Annotated in this window: 14 protein-coding genes; 6 read left to right on the top strand and 8 right to left on the bottom strand. The window is 64.8% G+C overall.

The genetic code is table 11. The features are described 5' to 3' along the window. Nucleotides 1–118: 118 nt before the first annotated feature. The 5 genes from ruvC to STE01S_RS15450 form a co-directional block, all read right to left on the bottom strand. Nucleotides 119–592, bottom strand: a complete 474-nt coding sequence (gene ruvC / locus STE01S_RS15470; RefSeq protein ID WP_062769303.1) for a crossover junction endodeoxyribonuclease RuvC — start codon at nucleotides 590–592, stop codon at nucleotides 119–121. 105 nt (nucleotides 593–697) lie between these two features. Next, nucleotides 698–1,444 carry a YebC/PmpR family DNA-binding transcriptional regulator gene (locus STE01S_RS15465; RefSeq protein WP_003039229.1) on the bottom strand — a complete coding sequence of 249 codons (747 nt, stop codon included), beginning with the start codon at nucleotides 1,442–1,444 and terminating at the stop codon, nucleotides 698–700. Nucleotides 1,445–1,526: 82 nt separating this feature from the next. Next, nucleotides 1,527–1,844 carry a YbjQ family protein gene (locus tag STE01S_RS15460; RefSeq protein ID WP_058812003.1) on the bottom strand — a complete coding sequence of 106 codons (318 nt, stop codon included), beginning with the start codon at nucleotides 1,842–1,844 and terminating at the stop codon, nucleotides 1,527–1,529. Nucleotides 1,845–1,872: 28 nt separating this feature from the next. Then, on the bottom strand, nucleotides 1,873–2,115 hold the full coding sequence (locus STE01S_RS15455) for a DUF2312 domain-containing protein (RefSeq protein WP_003039223.1): 243 nt from the start codon (nucleotides 2,113–2,115) through the stop codon (nucleotides 1,873–1,875). A gap of 63 nt (nucleotides 2,116–2,178) precedes the next feature. Then, complete coding sequence (locus tag STE01S_RS15450) at nucleotides 2,179–2,499, bottom strand: DUF1244 domain-containing protein (RefSeq protein WP_003039221.1); 321 nt, start codon at nucleotides 2,497–2,499, stop codon at nucleotides 2,179–2,181. A 113-nt stretch (nucleotides 2,500–2,612) separates the two neighbouring features. Here STE01S_RS15450 and pyk point away from each other — a divergent pair, with 113 nt between their 5' ends. The 6 genes from pyk to STE01S_RS15415 all read left to right on the top strand — a co-directional run bounded on the left by pyk (nucleotide 2,613) and on the right by STE01S_RS15415 (nucleotide 11,464). Then, nucleotides 2,613–4,067, top strand: a complete 1,455-nt coding sequence (pyk, locus tag STE01S_RS15445; protein WP_062769300.1) for a pyruvate kinase — start codon at nucleotides 2,613–2,615, stop codon at nucleotides 4,065–4,067. Between the two features lie 205 nt (nucleotides 4,068–4,272). After that, nucleotides 4,273–5,046 (top strand): arginyltransferase, encoded by a 774-nt coding sequence (locus STE01S_RS15440; RefSeq protein WP_062769298.1) that lies wholly within the window; start codon nucleotides 4,273–4,275, stop codon nucleotides 5,044–5,046. A gap of 254 nt (nucleotides 5,047–5,300) precedes the next feature. Next, on the top strand, nucleotides 5,301–7,736 hold the full coding sequence (locus STE01S_RS15430) for a cyclic nucleotide-binding domain-containing protein (protein WP_062769292.1): 2,436 nt from the start codon (nucleotides 5,301–5,303) through the stop codon (nucleotides 7,734–7,736). Continuing rightward, on the top strand, nucleotides 7,736–8,629 hold the full coding sequence (locus tag STE01S_RS15425) for a hypothetical protein (RefSeq protein ID WP_238929655.1): 894 nt from the start codon (nucleotides 7,736–7,738) through the stop codon (nucleotides 8,627–8,629). Before STE01S_RS15430 ends, STE01S_RS15425 begins: the two co-directional genes overlap by 1 nt. A gap of 10 nt (nucleotides 8,630–8,639) precedes the next feature. After that, nucleotides 8,640–10,577 carry a cytochrome c3 family protein gene (locus STE01S_RS15420; RefSeq protein ID WP_062769287.1) on the top strand — a complete coding sequence of 646 codons (1,938 nt, stop codon included), beginning with the start codon at nucleotides 8,640–8,642 and terminating at the stop codon, nucleotides 10,575–10,577. Between the two features lie 38 nt (nucleotides 10,578–10,615). Beyond that, complete coding sequence (locus tag STE01S_RS15415) at nucleotides 10,616–11,464, top strand: metallophosphoesterase (protein ID WP_062769284.1); 849 nt, start codon at nucleotides 10,616–10,618, stop codon at nucleotides 11,462–11,464. Here the strand turns inward: STE01S_RS15415 and STE01S_RS15410 are convergent. The 3 genes from STE01S_RS15410 to cysS form a co-directional block, all read right to left on the bottom strand. Further along, entirely contained in the window at nucleotides 11,461–12,222 is a 762-nt protein-coding gene (locus tag STE01S_RS15410; protein ID WP_062769281.1) for a haloacid dehalogenase type II, read from the bottom strand. The two genes, STE01S_RS15415 and STE01S_RS15410, sit on opposite strands and share 4 nt — an antisense overlap. A gap of 73 nt (nucleotides 12,223–12,295) precedes the next feature. Then, a complete protein-coding gene (locus STE01S_RS15405; protein WP_062769278.1) occupies nucleotides 12,296–13,255 on the bottom strand; it encodes a D-2-hydroxyacid dehydrogenase in 960 nt (319 codons plus the stop codon). 107 nt (nucleotides 13,256–13,362) lie between these two features. Beyond that, entirely contained in the window at nucleotides 13,363–14,883 is a 1,521-nt protein-coding gene (gene cysS / locus STE01S_RS15400) for a cysteine--tRNA ligase (RefSeq protein WP_062769354.1), read from the bottom strand. Nucleotides 14,884–14,933 lie beyond the last annotated feature (50 nt).

Genomic DNA, 14,933 nt, shown 5'->3' with positions numbered 1-14,933 from the left:
CATTTGCCGCAAAGCGGCATTCATCGTCGGGTGGTGCGCGATGACGCGGCGTCAAGGAGAAAGGGGCCTGACGGCCCGAGCCAGCCTCTTCGCGCCTTCGCGTCTTCGCGTGAACCCTTCAAATACGCGGCCGGTGGTTCGCATGGCAGATCGCGACCGCCAGCGCATCGGCCGCGTCGGCGCCTGCAACCTTCGCGCCGGGGAGCAGCACGCGCAGCATCGCCTGCACCTGCTCCTTCGCCGCACCGCCGGTGCCGACGATCGCCTTCTTGACCAGCCGCGGGGCATATTCGGTGACCGTGAGCCCGCCGCGCGCGCAGCCGAGGAGAACGACGCCGCGCGCATGCGCGAGCTTCAACGTCGATTGCGGATTGTCGTTGACGAAGACCTCCTCGACCGCCGCGCAAGCCGGTGCGTGATCGGCGATCACGGCGGCTAGCACGGTGTCGAGATAGGCGAGCCGGTCGGGCAGGGACGCCTTGGCGTCGGTCTTCACCTGCCCGTTGGCGATGTGGCCGATCCGGCTGCCCTCGACGCGGATGACGCCCCAGCCGGTACAACTGAGCGAGGGATCGAGGCCGAGGATGATCATGTTAGAAGCCCCTCCCGCTTGCGGGAGGGGTTTGGGGTGGGCAAGCGGCGCGCCGTGCATCGGCCCACCCCCGGCCCCTCCCGCAAGCGGGAGGGGAGGGGTTTGTCATCCGAGCTTTTCCATCACCGCGTCGGGGATTTCATAATTGCCCCACACGGTCTGCACATCGTCGTCATCGTCGAGCGTGTCGATCAGCTTGAACAGCGTCTGCGCGACGCTTTCGTCGGCGACTTCGCTTTTCAGCGTCGGGCGCCACGCGAGTTTCACGCCTTCGGCTTCGCCCAGCTTGGCTTCGAGCGCCTTTGCGACTTCGTGCAAGGAATCGACGCTGGTCCAGATGTCATGGCCATCTTCGGTCGATTCGACATCGTCGGCGCCCGCATCGAGCGCGGCTTCGAAGACGGTGTCGGCATCGCCCGCGCTTGCCGCATAGCTGATCATGCCGAGCCGGTCGAAGCCGTGGCTGACGCTGCCCGACGTGCCGAGGTTGCCGCCATTCTTGCTGAACGCGGTGCGGACATTGGTCGCGGTGCGGTTGCGATTGTCGGTCAGCGCTTCGACGATCAGCGACACGCCGCCGGGGCCATAGCCTTCGTAACGGATTTCCTCGTAATTCTCGCCATCATTGCCTGCGGCCTTGTCGATCGCGCGCTGGATATTGTCCTTGGGCATCGACTGCGCCTTGGCAGCGTTGACCGCCGCGCGAAGGCGGGCGTTGGCGTCGGGATCGGGCAGGCCCATCTTTGCCGCCACCGTGATTTCGCGGCTGAGCTTCGAAAAGAGGCTGCTGCGCTTTTTGTCCTGCGCACCCTTGCGGTGCATGATGTTCTTGAATTTGCTATGGCCGGCCACGGCCTACCTCCCTTAACGGAAAAATCTGGGGCCGCCCCTAGCGCGAAGCGCGGTCGCAGACAACTACGGGCGGCGGCGCCGATCAGACAACCACGGCGGTTCCCGAAGCGCTGACCATCAGCATCGATCCGTTCTGGCCGAGCACTTCATAGTCGAGATCGACGCCGATCACGGCATTGCCGCCAAGGCGCGCGGCTTCGGCTTCCATTTCCCCAATCGCTTCCTTGCGGGCGCGGGCGAGGACATCTTCATACTTGCCCGAGCGGCCGCCGACGATGTCGGTGATGCTGGCGAACAGGTCGCGGAACAGGTTCGCGCCGACGATCACCTCGCCGGTAACGATGCCCAGATATTCGCGGACCGGATGGCCTTCGACAGCGTTGGTCGTGGTGCTGAACATCGTCACTCTCCTTGGCTTGGGGGCGGGCTCAGACGATGCCGAGTGCCGATTTGTAAACGTCGAGAATCGCTTCCATTTCCTTGCGGTCGTGGACCGGCATTTTGCGCAGGCGCACGATCTGGCGCATGATCTTGGGATCATAGCCCTGCGACTTCGATTCCAGATAAACGTCGCGGATATCGTCGGCGATGCCCTTTTTCTCTTCTTCCAGCCGCTCGATGCGCTCGATGAAAAGGCGCAGTTGTTCGTCGGCAGTCGTGGCTTCGCTCATTTTATGCTCCGATGGATAGGAATGGTTGTGGCGAGAATCGCCTCGGGCGTCCGATTAGCGGGGTCAGGGATTCTTGGCCATGCTTTCTTCCATGCGGGCAAGCTGCTGAGGGGTGGCGGCAACGTGAAAGCGCGCCTTCCATTCGGCGGTCGGCATGCCGTGGACGATGGCGCGGGCGCTTTCCTTGTCGAGGTCGCCCGCTTCGGCGATCCAGTCGCCCAGGCAGTTGCGGCAAAAACCCGCGAGGCCCATCAGGTCGATATTCGCCGCGTCGCTGCGGTGGCGGAGCAGGCGGACAAGGCGGCGGAAGGCCGCCGCGGCGACGGCATCGTCGATGCTGTCGAGGGGGTCGGCGGTCATCGGTTGGTCATCGCTGCACGACATGACATTCTCCGGTCTGTGGATGAATAGCTATACGGCGGTTGCGCTTCGGCAGGCAACGCGCCATGCCACGCGGCCGTAGCGATATTGTAGATCAAGAGACAAGCGGAGCAATCGTGGTCCAGAGCTTTACCCCCCGCCAGCGCAAGGTGCGTATTCTTGCCACGCTCGGTCCCGCGAGCTCCAATGCCGAGATGATAGCCGCGCTGCACCGCGCTGGCGCCGACGCCTTTCGCGTCAACATGAGCCATGGCGACCATGACGGCCATGCCAAGGTCATCGCCGCGATCCGCGCGCGGGAAAAGGAAACGGGGCGGCCCACGACGATCCTGGTCGACCTGCAGGGGCCGAAGCTGCGCGTGGGCACCTTTCGCGACGGGCCGGCCGAACTGGCGACCGGCGCCACCTTCGTGCTCGACACCGACAAGGCGCCGGGCGATGCGACCCGCGTCCACCTGCCGCACCCCGAACTGTTCGCCGCGCTCGAACCCGAGACGCGCCTGCTGGTCGATGACGGCAAGCTGGTGCTGCGCGTCAAGAGCGTCGCGCCCGACCGCATCGAGACGCTGGTCGAGGTCGGCGGCAAGATTTCGGATCGCAAGGGCGTCAACGTCCCCGACGTGGTCGTGCCGCTCGCCGCGCTGACCGAAAAGGATCGCCGCGACCTTGCCTTCGCGCTCGACCAGCATGTCGACTGGATCGCGCTGTCCTTCGTCCAGCGGCCCGAGGATGTCGCCGAGGCGCGGCGGCTGATCGGCGGCAAGGCGGCTCTGCTGGTCAAATTCGAAAAGCCCGCCGGGGTCGCGCGGCTGGAGGAAATATTGGAGATCGCCGACGCGGCGATGGTCGCGCGCGGCGACCTGGGCGTCGAATTGCCGCCCGAGGCGGTGCCGCCGCTGCAAAAGCGGATCGTTGCGGCGGCGCGGCGGATGGGCAAGCCGGTGGTGGTTGCGACCCAGATGCTCGAATCGATGATCGTCTCGCCGACGCCGACCCGCGCCGAAGTGTCCGACGTCGCGACCGCCATCTATGACGGCGCCGACGCGATCATGCTCTCGGCCGAGACGGCGGCGGGCGCCTGGCCGGTCGAGGCGGTGACGATGATGGATTCGATCGCGCGCTCGGTCGAAAGCGATCCCGACTATTACCGGCGGTTGCACTTCACCGAGACGCAGCCCGATGCGACCACCGCCGATGCGCTGGCCGAGGCCGCGGGCAGCATCATCGAGACGATCGCCGCCGATGCGATCATCTGTTTCACCGCATCGGGATCGACCGCGCGCCGCGTCGCGCGCGAGCGGCCGAATGCGCCCTTGCTCGTGCTGACCCCGAAGCGCGATGCGGCGCGGCGCATGGGGCTGCTGTGGGGGGCGCATGCGGTGCCGACCAAGGATATCGGCAGCTTCGAGGAGATGATCGCCAAGGGCAAGCGCATGGCGCTACGCCACGGCATCGGCAAGGCGGGGGCCAAGCTGGTGATGATGGCGGGGGTGCCCTTCGGGACGCCGGGTTCGACCAATGTGCTGCACGTCGCGACGCTGACCGGCGACGAACTGCGCGGCTATAGCTGAACCGGACGCCGACGCGGCCGAGTCGATTCAAATCGAGACAAGAGTTAGCGGCGGATTCAGAAAATTTTCGCGCTGATTCAGTTCGAGACGCTTTAAAATGGTAAATGGACTTTGCACCATTGACCGTGCGCGGCATAGTCGCTGGAACGAAGGCGACGGCGCACCGCGGTGGGGGCGCTTCTGCAAATCCGGAGGTTGAGCCCGCGTGTCCGCACCGTTCCGTTTTCCGCGCTTTTTCGTGACCAGCCCGGCGCCGTGCCCCTATCTGGCCGGCAAGACCGAGCGCAAGGTTTTCACCGAACTGAGCGGCAATAATGCCAATGAGCTGAACGACGCGCTCGGCCGGATCGGCTTTCGCCGTAGCCAGTCGGTCGCCTATCGCCCAAGCTGCGCCGATTGCACCGCCTGTGTGTCGGTGCGCGTCTGCGCGGGCGAGTTCAAGCCGAGCGGATCGCAGAAGCGGACGATCCGCCGCAATGCCGATCTGGTCGTCACCGCGTGCAAACCCTGGGCGACCGAGGAGCAATATGCGCTGCTGCGATCCTATCTCGGCGCGCGCCACCCCGATGGCGGCATGGCCGATATGGACGAACAGGATTTTGCCGACATGGTCGAGCAAACTCCGGTCGACAGCTATATGATCGAATATCGCGAGCCGACGACCGACGGTTCGCGCGGCCGGCTCGTCGGCTGCTGCCTGACCGACCGTCAGGGCGACGGCCTGTCGATGATCTACAGCTTCTTCGATGCCGCCCATCCGCTGCGCGAGGGGCTGGGCACCTTCATCATCGCCGACCATATCCGCCGCGCGTCCAAGGCGGGGCTGCCTTACGTCTATCTGGGCTATTGGATCGAAGGGTCTGCCCGCATGGCGTATAAGGCGCGCTTCCGCCCGCTGGAAAAGCTGGGCCCGGAAGGCTGGACGCGGTGGGAGCCCGTGGCGTCCGATCGCATTGCCGCGATGTTCGAGATCGCCTGACCGACCAAGACGCGTCTTTAGCGCTTCAATATCATGTTCGCCGGCCGCGGTGCGCGCGTCGCCGGTCGACCTTTTCCCGCATTGACCTTTTCCCGCATTCAAGGGCATAGCTACGCCTTCCAGGACATAAGTCCGGGTCGCATCCGTAAATTGATCGCCAAATGGGGCCGGCGAGAGGGGGAAGGGATGCTGGTGCGCATGGTCATCTGCAGCGACGGCGACGGGCGCGACGACGGGTCGCGGAGCGATCGCGCATGAGCGACGCGGTCAAGGTCGCGATCATCGGATCGGGGCCCGCCGGCCTGAGCGCCGCGGCGCGCGCGGCGCAGCTCGGGCTGGCGCATGTGCTGCTGGAAAAGACCGACCATCTTTCGGATACGATCTTCAAATATCAGAAGGGCAAGCGCGTCCTTGCGACGCCCGAACGGCTCGATTTGCGGTCCGACTGCCGCTTCGCCGAGGGCGCGCGCGAAACGATCCTGGGCAATTGGGATCAGGATGCCGCGAACAACGGCGTCAATGTCGCCTATCAGGCGGAGGTCGTCGAGGTATCGGGGCAGAAGGGTGCCTTTTCGATCAAGACCGCCAAGGGCGCGGTGATCGCGGCGGAAAATATCGTCCTCGCCATCGGCACGCAGGGCAATCCCAATCGCCTGCGCTGCGACGGATATGATCTGCCGCACATCATCTATCAGGTCGACGATCCCGAGGATTTCAAGAACCAGCATATCACCGTGGTCGGATCGGGCGACGCGGGGATCGAGAATGCGCTCGGCGTTGCCGAGGAAGCGCTGGAAAACACCGTCACCATTCTGAACCGGTCGAAGGATTTCGCGCGCGCCAAGGCGAAGAATGTCTCCGACATGATGGAGGCGGGCGAGAACGGCTTTCTGTCGATCCGCACCGAAACGCAGCCCAAGCTGGTCGAGCCCGGCTGGCTGACGCTGGAAACGCCGAACGGCGACGAGCGGATCGAATGCGACGTGATCGTCGCGCGGCTGGGGTCGGTCGCGCCGCGCGGCTTCGTCGAATCGATGGGGATCGAATTCACCGGCCCGGACCGCGAAGCCTTTCCCAAATTGTCCCCGACCTTTGAATCGACCGTTCCGGGCATTTTCGTGATCGGTGCGCTCGCGGGCTATCCGCTGATCAAGCATTGCATGAACCAGGGCTATGACGTCGTCGAGTTCATCAACGGCAACAGCGCGCTGACCCCGGCCGACGAAAAGGATCTGGCGGCGATCTTTGCCGATTTGCCGCAGAAGAAATCGGTCAGCGAATGGCTCGACTATCTGCGCACGCGGGTCCGCATCTTCGCCGATGTCTCGCCGCTGCAGATGCGCGAATTCATGCTCGATTCGAAGGTTGCCTTCTATCGCCGCGGCGAGGTGGTGTTCGAAAAGGGCGAGCCGGGATCGTCGCTGTTCGCGATCGCCGACGGTCACGCCGAGGTGGAAGTGGCGCCCGGCGTCACGGTGCCCATCGAACAGGGGTCGATCTTCGGCGAGGTCGGGCTGATATCGGGCCGCAAGCGCGGTGCGACGATCCGCGCCGGCGAGGACAGCATCTTCGTCGAGGTATCGCGCACCGCCGCGCTCAAGCTGATGGCCGCAGTGCCGGGGGCGAAACGCGTCATCAACCGCATCTCGCTCGAACGCCAGTTGCTGCAAATCTTCAAGGGCGGGCTGACCGTCGATGATCTGCAGGAGGTCGTCGACCAGGCCGAGGTCGTGCGCGTGCCGGCGGGCAAGGTGGTCGTGACCGAAGGCGAGCAGGGCGACGATGTCTATGTCATCCGGTCAGGCTCGATGGTCGTCGAAAAGGATATCGGCGGCAAGCCGATCTTCCTACGCTATCTGCCCGCCGGCAGCTATTTCGGCGAGATGGGCGTGCTCAGCGGCGAGCCGCGCAATGCGACGGTCAAGGCCGCGGTCGGCAGCGAGGTCATCAAGCTGACCGGCGAAAGCTTTCGCAAGATGCTCGCCGCGCGGCCGCAGGTGCGCGCCGCGACCGAGGCGGCGGTCGCCGAACGCGCAGCGATGAACGCCTTCATCGAATCGCGCAAGGCAAGCTATTCGAGCGCGGTCGACCTTTATTCGGACACCGCCAGCTTCATCATGAAGGAAGGGCTGGGCGAGGCGACCGACGCGCTGCTGATCGACGAAAATCTGTGCGTCGGCTGCGACAATTGCGAAAAGGCCTGCGCCGACAGCCACGAGGGACTGTCGCGGCTCGACCGCGAGGCGGGCAAGACCTTCGCGCATCTGCATGTGCCGACAAGCTGCCGCCACTGCGAACATCCGCATTGCATGGCCGACTGCCCGCCGAACGTGATCCACCGCGGCCCCGACGGCGAGGTGTTCATGGAGCCGGGTTGCATCGGCTGCGGCAACTGCATGCGCAACTGCCCCTATGGCGTGATCCGCATGGAGGCCGCGCCGCCGCCGAAGCCGGGGCTGCTTAGCTGGCTGCTCTTCGGCAAGGGGCCGGGGCCGGGCGAACCGTCGCCCAAATGGACCAAGAAAAAGCTCGGCGACGAAAAGCCCAAGAAAATCGCGGTGAAGTGCGACATGTGCAAGGGCATTGCCGGCGGGCCGGCCTGCGTTCGCGCCTGTCCGACCGGGGCCGCGATCCGCGTGTCGCCCGAGGAGTTTCTGTCGATCGCGCGGCTCGAGGAGGATGCGGGCTGATGGCGAGTCTGTTTCCCAGAAGGCTTTTGGGCCGCCGCAACCGGGCCACCCAGACCGAACGCGTCCGCGAGCGCAAGCATGAGGGCTTTCTGCGCTACGCCAATTTCCGCTGGGCAAAGATTTCGGGCGGCCTCTGCCTGCTCGTCATCACCTCCTATGCGCTGATCGATGTGACGCCGCGGCCCAATGGCGGAAGCTGGTACGGCTATACGCTCGGCACCATCGGCGCGTTGCTGATCCTCTGGCTCACCGCGCTCGGCTATCGCAAGCGCAAGATGACGCGCGATGCCTGGTCGCTGAAGGCGTGGACGTCGGCGCATGTCTATCTGGGGCTGAGCCTGATCGTCATCGGCACCTGGCACACGGGTTTCCAGCTCGGCTGGAACGTCCATACGCTCGCCTGGGCGCTGATGATGCTCGTCATATTGTCGGGGCTTTATGGCGTCATCGTCTATGCGACGCTGCCCGCGGCGCTGTCGAACAATCGCGACGAGATGACGCAGATGCAGATGCTGGAGGCGATCCGCGCCTTCGACCGCCAACTGCACGCCGCCGCGCAGCCGCTGTCGCCGGAGGATACCGCACCGGTGCTCGCCTCGCTCGACGAAGATCCCTTTGCGGGAGGTATCAGGGCACGGCTTTCCGGGCGCTATCCGAAGGACGCGACGGCGGCGGCGCTGCGCGCGTTGTCGCTCTCGCACGGGGGCAACGCCGACGCGCGGCAGAAGGTCATCGGACTGCTTTCGCAAAAGGAAGCCGCACTGGCCCGTCTGCGCGCGCATTTGCGCATCCGGGCGATGCTGGAGATCTGGCTCTATGTGCATGTGCCGCTGACCTTCGCGCTGATCGCGGCGCTGTCGGCGCATATCATCAGCGTCTTCTTTTACTGGTGAGGCGGGGATCATGAGCTTCATCCTGCGCCGCATATCGACGACCAAGACGGGCAAGCAGATCGTTCGCGATCAGCCGCTGCCCGGTGCCAGCATCACGCTGGGCCGCGACGGCGGCAACACGATCCACGTCGCTGATCTGGCGGTGAACCCGCAGCATGCGACGATCAGCAGCGCCGACGGCCGCCATGTGCGGGTGCAGGCGAGCGAGGGGCTGGGGTTCGACCTCAACGGCCGGACGCTCGACATCGCCGACATCGACAGCGCGGCGGGGGCCGAACTGCGCTTTGGCGGCCACCGGCTGACGATCGCGCGCGAGGGGGAGAATATTATCCTGCTCGTCGAGCGGATCGACGAACTGTCGCAATCGTCGAAGGATGTCGACGAGGCCCGGGCCTTTTCGCTCGCCGCGGTAATGCCGGGGCGCCGCATGGGCGCCTGGGCCTTTGCGCTGGTCGTGCTGCTCGCCTTTCTGATCGGGCCGATCTGGGCCTGGCACAGCTATCGCAGCGTCGATGTCCGGCCGCAGGGCTATCATGCCGACAAGGCGTGGCTGTCGGGGCCGCTGTCGAGCGCGCACGCCAGCCTGAAGAATGATTGCCAGGCCTGCCATGTCGATGCCTTCGTCGCAGTAACCGACAAGGCGTGCGTCGGATGCCACACGGGCGAGCATAAGGCGATGAGCGCGAGCCATGCCGATGCCTCGACCGCGATGCTGCTCGCCGCACGGCACCCGCCGGGTGTCGGCGAGAAAGTCCTCGCCGGCTTCGCCAAGGCGTTCAACAAGCCGCAGGGGCGCTGCGTCGAATGCCATACCGAACATGAGGGCGCGGGGCCGATGCCGCCGACACCGCAAAAATTCTGCGCCGATTGCCACGATGGCATGGCTTCGCGGCTCAAGGCGGCGGGGTTCAAGGTCGATGTCGCCGATGCCGGCGATTTCGGCACCGCGCATCCCGAATTCCGCCCACTCGTCCGCGCGGCGCCGGGCGCCAAACCGGCGCGCGCGATGCCCGGCACGGGGCCGCTGGTCGATTATGACGGCCTGAAATTTCCGCACGACGTCCATCTGGCCGCCAACGGCGGGGTGGCGCGGATGGCGGCAAGTTTCCGCGGCCAATATGATTTCGGCAAGAAGCTCGAATGTCAGAATTGCCACCGCCCCGATGCCGACGGGGTGCGGATCAAACCTGTCGTGATGGAACGCGACTGTGCGATGTGCCACAGCCTGGCCTTCGAAACCGTCGGCGGCGTTACCCGGACGCTGCGTCATGGCGAGCCCGATCAGGTCGTGGCGGACCTCTACGCCTATTATCGCTCGACCCCGCCGAGCCGGCCGCTGCAACTCGGCGGCATGGAACGGCGGCGGCCCGGCCAATATGCCGAGGGTCAGCTTTACAATATCTATTTCCGCGAGGTCGCGGTGCGGCCCAATCGCGCCGCCGATGCGGTGCGCGCGGTCTTCTCCAAGGGCGGGGCCTGTTACGACTGCCACACCATTTTCGCGCCCGCATCGGGCAACAATTGGCGGGTGATGGCGGTGAATCAGACCCCGCGCTATTTGGAAAAGGGCTGGTTCGATCACGATGCGCACAAGGCTACGAAATGCGCCGACTGCCATACCGCCGCGCCGGGTTCGAAGGCGGCCAGCGACCTGCTGGTGCCGGGGCTGCGCCAGTGCCGCGACTGCCATGTGGGCGAGGGTGGCGCGCGGCTGGTGAAGGTCGAGACCGCGACCGAATCGCCGTGCGCCATGTGCCACGAATATCATTCGGACGGCGGCAAACCCTGGATGCCCGCCCGTCAGCGGAAGGTTAACAGCGCGGCAATCACGCATAAACCTCTGGCTGCTATCTATGATGTGAGCCTGATCACAGGCACCGAGGGGCGGGGCCTTTATGATGTGACGTGGCGCACACCTTCCTTGCACGGGGCAAGGCGGGGCGGGTGAGATATTGAAGGCCGCCAGAGGCCGAGCAGGGGACGGATATGCTGATCGCCCAGATCACCGATATCCATATCGGGTTCGATCCGGACAATCCGGCCGAATATAACCGCAAGCGGCTCGACGATGTGCTCGACGTGCTCATCGAGGGCCCAAACCGGCCCGACCTGTTGCTCGCGACCGGCGATATCACCGATCGCGGCGATGCCGACAGCTATCGCCGGCTCGCCACCGCCTTTTCGCGCTGCCCCTTTCCGGTCTGGCCGAGCGTCGGCAACCATGATTTGCGCGACAATTTCCACGCGCAGTTTCCGGGCTTCGACGACGGCAATGGCTTCGTGCAATATGCGATCGACCTGCCTGACGTGCGGCTGGTCACGATCGACACGCTGGAGGAAGGGCGCCACGGCGGCGCCTTTTGCGACGCGCGCGCCGCATGGCTCGACGCCGAGCTCGGCCGCGATACTGCCAAGCCGACCTATATCGTCATGCATCATCCGCCGGTCGAGAGCGGCATCGAGTGGATGAACACCCATCCCGACGAACCATGGGTGCATCGCTTCACCGATGTCGTGCGCGGCCATCCCCATGTTCGCGGCCTGATCTGCGGCCATTTGCATCGCAGCGTTACCGTGGCGTGGGAGGGGCGAACGGTCGCGATCTGTTCGTCGACCGCGCCGCAAGTGTCGCTCGACCTGCGCCCGATCGACGAAAATCATCCCGACGACCGCCCGATGATCGTGGCCGAAGATCCGGCCTATGCGCTCCATCGCTGGAACGGCCGTGAGCTCGTCAGCTTTTATGACCATGCCGGCGCGCACACGATGCTCGCCAAATATGACGCGCGGCTGCAGCCGCTGGTGCGCGAGTTGAAGGCGGAAAGGCCGGCTTAGGCGAGACCGGCAAGGGCAAGCACGCCCTCGATCCCCCGGCTCGTGATCGCCGGTTCGACGCCCAGCGGTTCGGCGGGGACGCCGAAGCGATTGACCCAGGCGGTGCGATAGCCGAACCAGGTCGCGCCCACCGCATCCCACCCGCCGAACGCCGCAAAGCCGATCTGTTCGCGCGGAATGTCCCACGCGTCGAGCGCCATCGCATAGGCCTTGGGCGACGGTTTGAAGGCGCTCACGCGGTCGGTACTCAGCGGCGGGTCGAAATAATGGGCGATGTCGTTGCGCCGCATATTGGCGGTGAGCGAGTCGGCGCCGAGGTTCGACAGAAAGGCAAGTCGAATTCCGGCGCCGCGCAGCGTTTCGAGCGCCGGACGAACATCGGGCCAGACGTCGAGTGCATCGTAAGCGCCGACAAGCGCCGCGCGTTCGGCGTCGCTCAGCGTTACCTGCATCGCTGCGGCGGTGTGCCGCAGCGCTGCGTCGGCGGTCGTGCGGAAATCGCGGTAACGGCCGGCGGCGGTTTCAAGCCAGCTATAGCCGAACAGCTTAGCCGACCATTGGGCCGCAAAGGCCTCTCCCTTGTCACCCACGATGGCTTTGACGCGCGCCGCAACGCCGCGCGGATCGAATATCGGAAAACCGTCGAAGCCGATCGCGCGGATCGGCGCGGCGGCTGCGGCGCGCGCGGGAAGGGCGGCCGCAACGGTCGAAGCCGCGGCGCCGATCAGCAACGTACGGCGAGGAAGAAGGGGAAACATGGCAATCCTTTGCACGATGGGAGAGGCCTCTTCCCATTCGCGCGAAAGGATCGAAAGGTGACGGCGCGGGCGATCAATAACCCAGGGTCAGGTCGACCTGCGGTTCGACCGCTTCACCCTTGTGCCAGCGATCCAGATTTTCAAGGAAGCGCTGGGCCGAGCGGACGAACATCTTGTCCTGCGCGCGGCCCGACAGGTGCATCGTTACATGCGCATTGTCGAGGCTCCACAGCGCATCGTCGGCTGGGAGCGGCTCGGGGGTCGTCACGTCGAGGAAGGCGGCGGCGATCTGCTTCGCGTCGAGCGCCGCGACCAGCGCATCCTGATCGACCACGCTGCCGCGGGCGATGTTGACGAGCGTGGCGGTCGGCTTCATCGCGGCAAGTTCGGCGGCGCCGATCATGCCATCGGTTTCGGGCGTCGCCGGAACCGCCAGAATCACCCAGTCGAAGTCGCCCAGTTTCGCGCGCCACTGGTCGGGCGTCAGCGTGTTGGGGTCACCTGAGTCTTTAGGGGGCGACCGGCGCACGATGGTCACATCGACCGCGAAGCCCTTCAGCCGCTCCTCGATCAGCTTGCCGATCGCGCCATAGCCGAGCAGCAGCGCCTTCGATCCGAACAGTTCGACCTTGCCCGGCGAATCCATCAGCCATTCGCGCCGATCCTGCGCCCGCACGACCTCACGATAGCCCTTGGCCACGGTCAGCATTCCCATCACGACATATTCGGCGATGGTGATCGCGTTGATCCCGGCGCCGTTGGTGACGACCGTCCCGCGCTCCGCGAGCAGATCGAGCGGCATGCCATCGACCCCGGCATAGATGGAGTTGAGCCATTTCAGCCGCGTCGCGGCGGTGATCGTTTCCGCCATGTCGTCCTTTTCGTACATATCGAACCAGCCGATCTCGGCCTCGGGCGCCATCGCCATCGCCTCGTCCTTCGTCGTGAAGAAGCGCGGCTCGACCCAATCTGGCAGGCGGCCTTCGACCAGCGGGCGGATCAGGCCGGACAGGACGGTGACGGTCTTGGTCATAAAATCTCCCCTCCCGCTTGCGGGAGGGGCCGGGGGTGGGCCAGTCCTGCACTGCGGGCGGGCCCTTCATGCCCACCCCTAACCCCTCCCGCAAGCGGGAGGGGAACTTAATTTTCCAGCCGCCAGTCCCAACCGAGCGGGTCGCCGTCCATCACCTCGACGCCAGCGGCGATCAATTCGTCGCGGAGCTTGTCCGAGGCAGCAAAATCCTTTGCCGCGCGCGCTTCCTTGCGGCGGAGAAGAATTGCTTCGATCTCCTCCTCCATGATCGTCGCCGCTTTGGGGCGGATACGCAGAGTTCGCTGAGCCGATCCTTCAAATAGCTCTAAACCGAGCACTTCATTCATCATACTCGCCGCGCGGACGACCTGCCGGGCATCCAACTTTTTGCGGCTAAGCAATTCTTCTAGAATCACGAGTGCTGCGGCTGTGTTTAGGTCGTTGCTCATGGCATCGTCGAATCGAGCGAGAAGGGCCTGAATCTCCGAATCGAACACGACCTGTTCGTTAGCTATTAGGCCGCTTTCAGGTGCTTCGACATGCATCCGGACTTGGGCATTTTTTACAGCCAAGTTCAGCCGCTTTAGGCGGGTAAATGCCGCGCCTAACCCCTCCCACGAAAATTCCAGCTCGCTGCGATAATGCGCCTGCAGGCACATCAAGCGGTAAGCGAGGGGGTGATAGCCGCGATCGACGAGCAATTGCAGGCGCAGAAATTCGCCTGCCGACTTGGACATCTTGCCGCCGCGATCGATCAGAAAATTATTGTGCATCCACATCCGAGCGCCCGAATGTTCGGCGCAGTCGAGGCTGCCGGCATCTCGATAGGCTTGGTTCTGCGCGATTTCGTTCGGGTGGTGGATTTCGCGATGATCGATGCCGCCGGTGTGGATGTCGAAGGGGAAGCCAAGCTCCTCTTCGCCCATTACCGAACATTCAAGGTGCCAGCCCGGCGCGCCCATCCCCCAGGGAGAATCCCATTCCATCTGGCGCGTTTCGCCTGGCGGAGTCTTGCGCCAGATTGCGAAATCGGCGGCGTGGCGCTTGCCGGTGACTTCTTCGATGCGTCCTTCACCCTCGTCGGTGACGGCGCGGGCAAGGCGGCCATAGTCTGCGACGGTCGAGACATCGAAATAGAGGCCGCTGTCGAGTTCGTAGCAATGCTTGTCGGCGATCGCTGTCGCAAATTCAATCATCTGCGGGACGTATTCGGTGGCGACCGTCCATTTGGCGGGATCGCGGACATTCAACCATTGCAGGTCGCGCTTGAATTCGCCCGTATAGAAATCCGCAATTTCGCGCGCCGATTTGCCCAGCGATGTCGCTGCCTTTTCCATCTTGTCGTCGCCGGCATCGGCATCGGACGTCAAGTGGCCGACGTCGGTGATGTTGATGACGTGGCGGAGCTTATACCCCTTGAACGACAGGGTGCGGCCCAGCGTGTCGGCAAAGACATAGGCGCGCATATTTCCGATATGCTGATAATTATAGACCGTCGGCCCGCAGGAATAGACGCGCGCTTCGCCGGGGTGGACGGGCGCGAAGGGTTCCAACTGGCGCGTCAGGCTGTTGAACAGCCGCAGCGGTGCGCCGGAGGCGGGGGCGGGGGGGGCGGGGGTATCGGTCATGCCCGCGCCCATGCCCCGGCCCGCCCGTCGGCGTCAACTGTGCACACGCG

The sequence above is a fragment of the Sphingopyxis terrae subsp. terrae NBRC 15098 genome (assembly GCF_001598815.1).
In the GTDB taxonomy this organism is placed as follows: Bacteria; Pseudomonadota; Alphaproteobacteria; order Sphingomonadales; family Sphingomonadaceae; genus Sphingopyxis; species Sphingopyxis terrae.
This window is presented reverse-complemented; position numbering and strand designations above follow the sequence as displayed.

What these genes read in the sequence shown, in the direction of transcription:
- ruvC (WP_062769303.1), bottom strand. Translation starts at nt 592, where the DNA reads ATGATCATCCTCGGCCTCGATCCCTCGCTCAGTTGTACCGGCTGGGGC.
- STE01S_RS15460 (WP_058812003.1), bottom strand. Translation starts at nt 1,844, where the DNA reads ATGTTCAGCACCACGACCAACGCTGTCGAAGGCCATCCGGTCCGCGAA.
- STE01S_RS15455 (WP_003039223.1), bottom strand. Translation starts at nt 2,115, where the DNA reads ATGAGCGAAGCCACGACTGCCGACGAACAACTGCGCCTTTTCATCGAG.
- STE01S_RS15450 (WP_003039221.1), bottom strand. Translation starts at nt 2,499, where the DNA reads ATGTCGTGCAGCGATGACCAACCGATGACCGCCGACCCCCTCGACAGC.
- STE01S_RS15430 (WP_062769292.1), top strand. Translation starts at nt 5,301, where the DNA reads ATGAGCGACGCGGTCAAGGTCGCGATCATCGGATCGGGGCCCGCCGGC.
- STE01S_RS15425 (WP_238929655.1), top strand. Translation starts at nt 7,736, where the DNA reads ATGGCGAGTCTGTTTCCCAGAAGGCTTTTGGGCCGCCGCAACCGGGCC.
- STE01S_RS15420 (WP_062769287.1), top strand. Translation starts at nt 8,640, where the DNA reads ATGAGCTTCATCCTGCGCCGCATATCGACGACCAAGACGGGCAAGCAG.
- STE01S_RS15415 (WP_062769284.1), top strand. Translation starts at nt 10,616, where the DNA reads ATGCTGATCGCCCAGATCACCGATATCCATATCGGGTTCGATCCGGAC.
- STE01S_RS15410 (WP_062769281.1), bottom strand. Translation starts at nt 12,222, where the DNA reads ATGTTTCCCCTTCTTCCTCGCCGTACGTTGCTGATCGGCGCCGCGGCT.
- STE01S_RS15405 (WP_062769278.1), bottom strand. Translation starts at nt 13,255, where the DNA reads ATGACCAAGACCGTCACCGTCCTGTCCGGCCTGATCCGCCCGCTGGTC.
- cysS (WP_062769354.1), bottom strand. Translation starts at nt 14,883, where the DNA reads ATGACCGATACCCCCGCCCCCCCCGCCCCCGCCTCCGGCGCACCGCTG.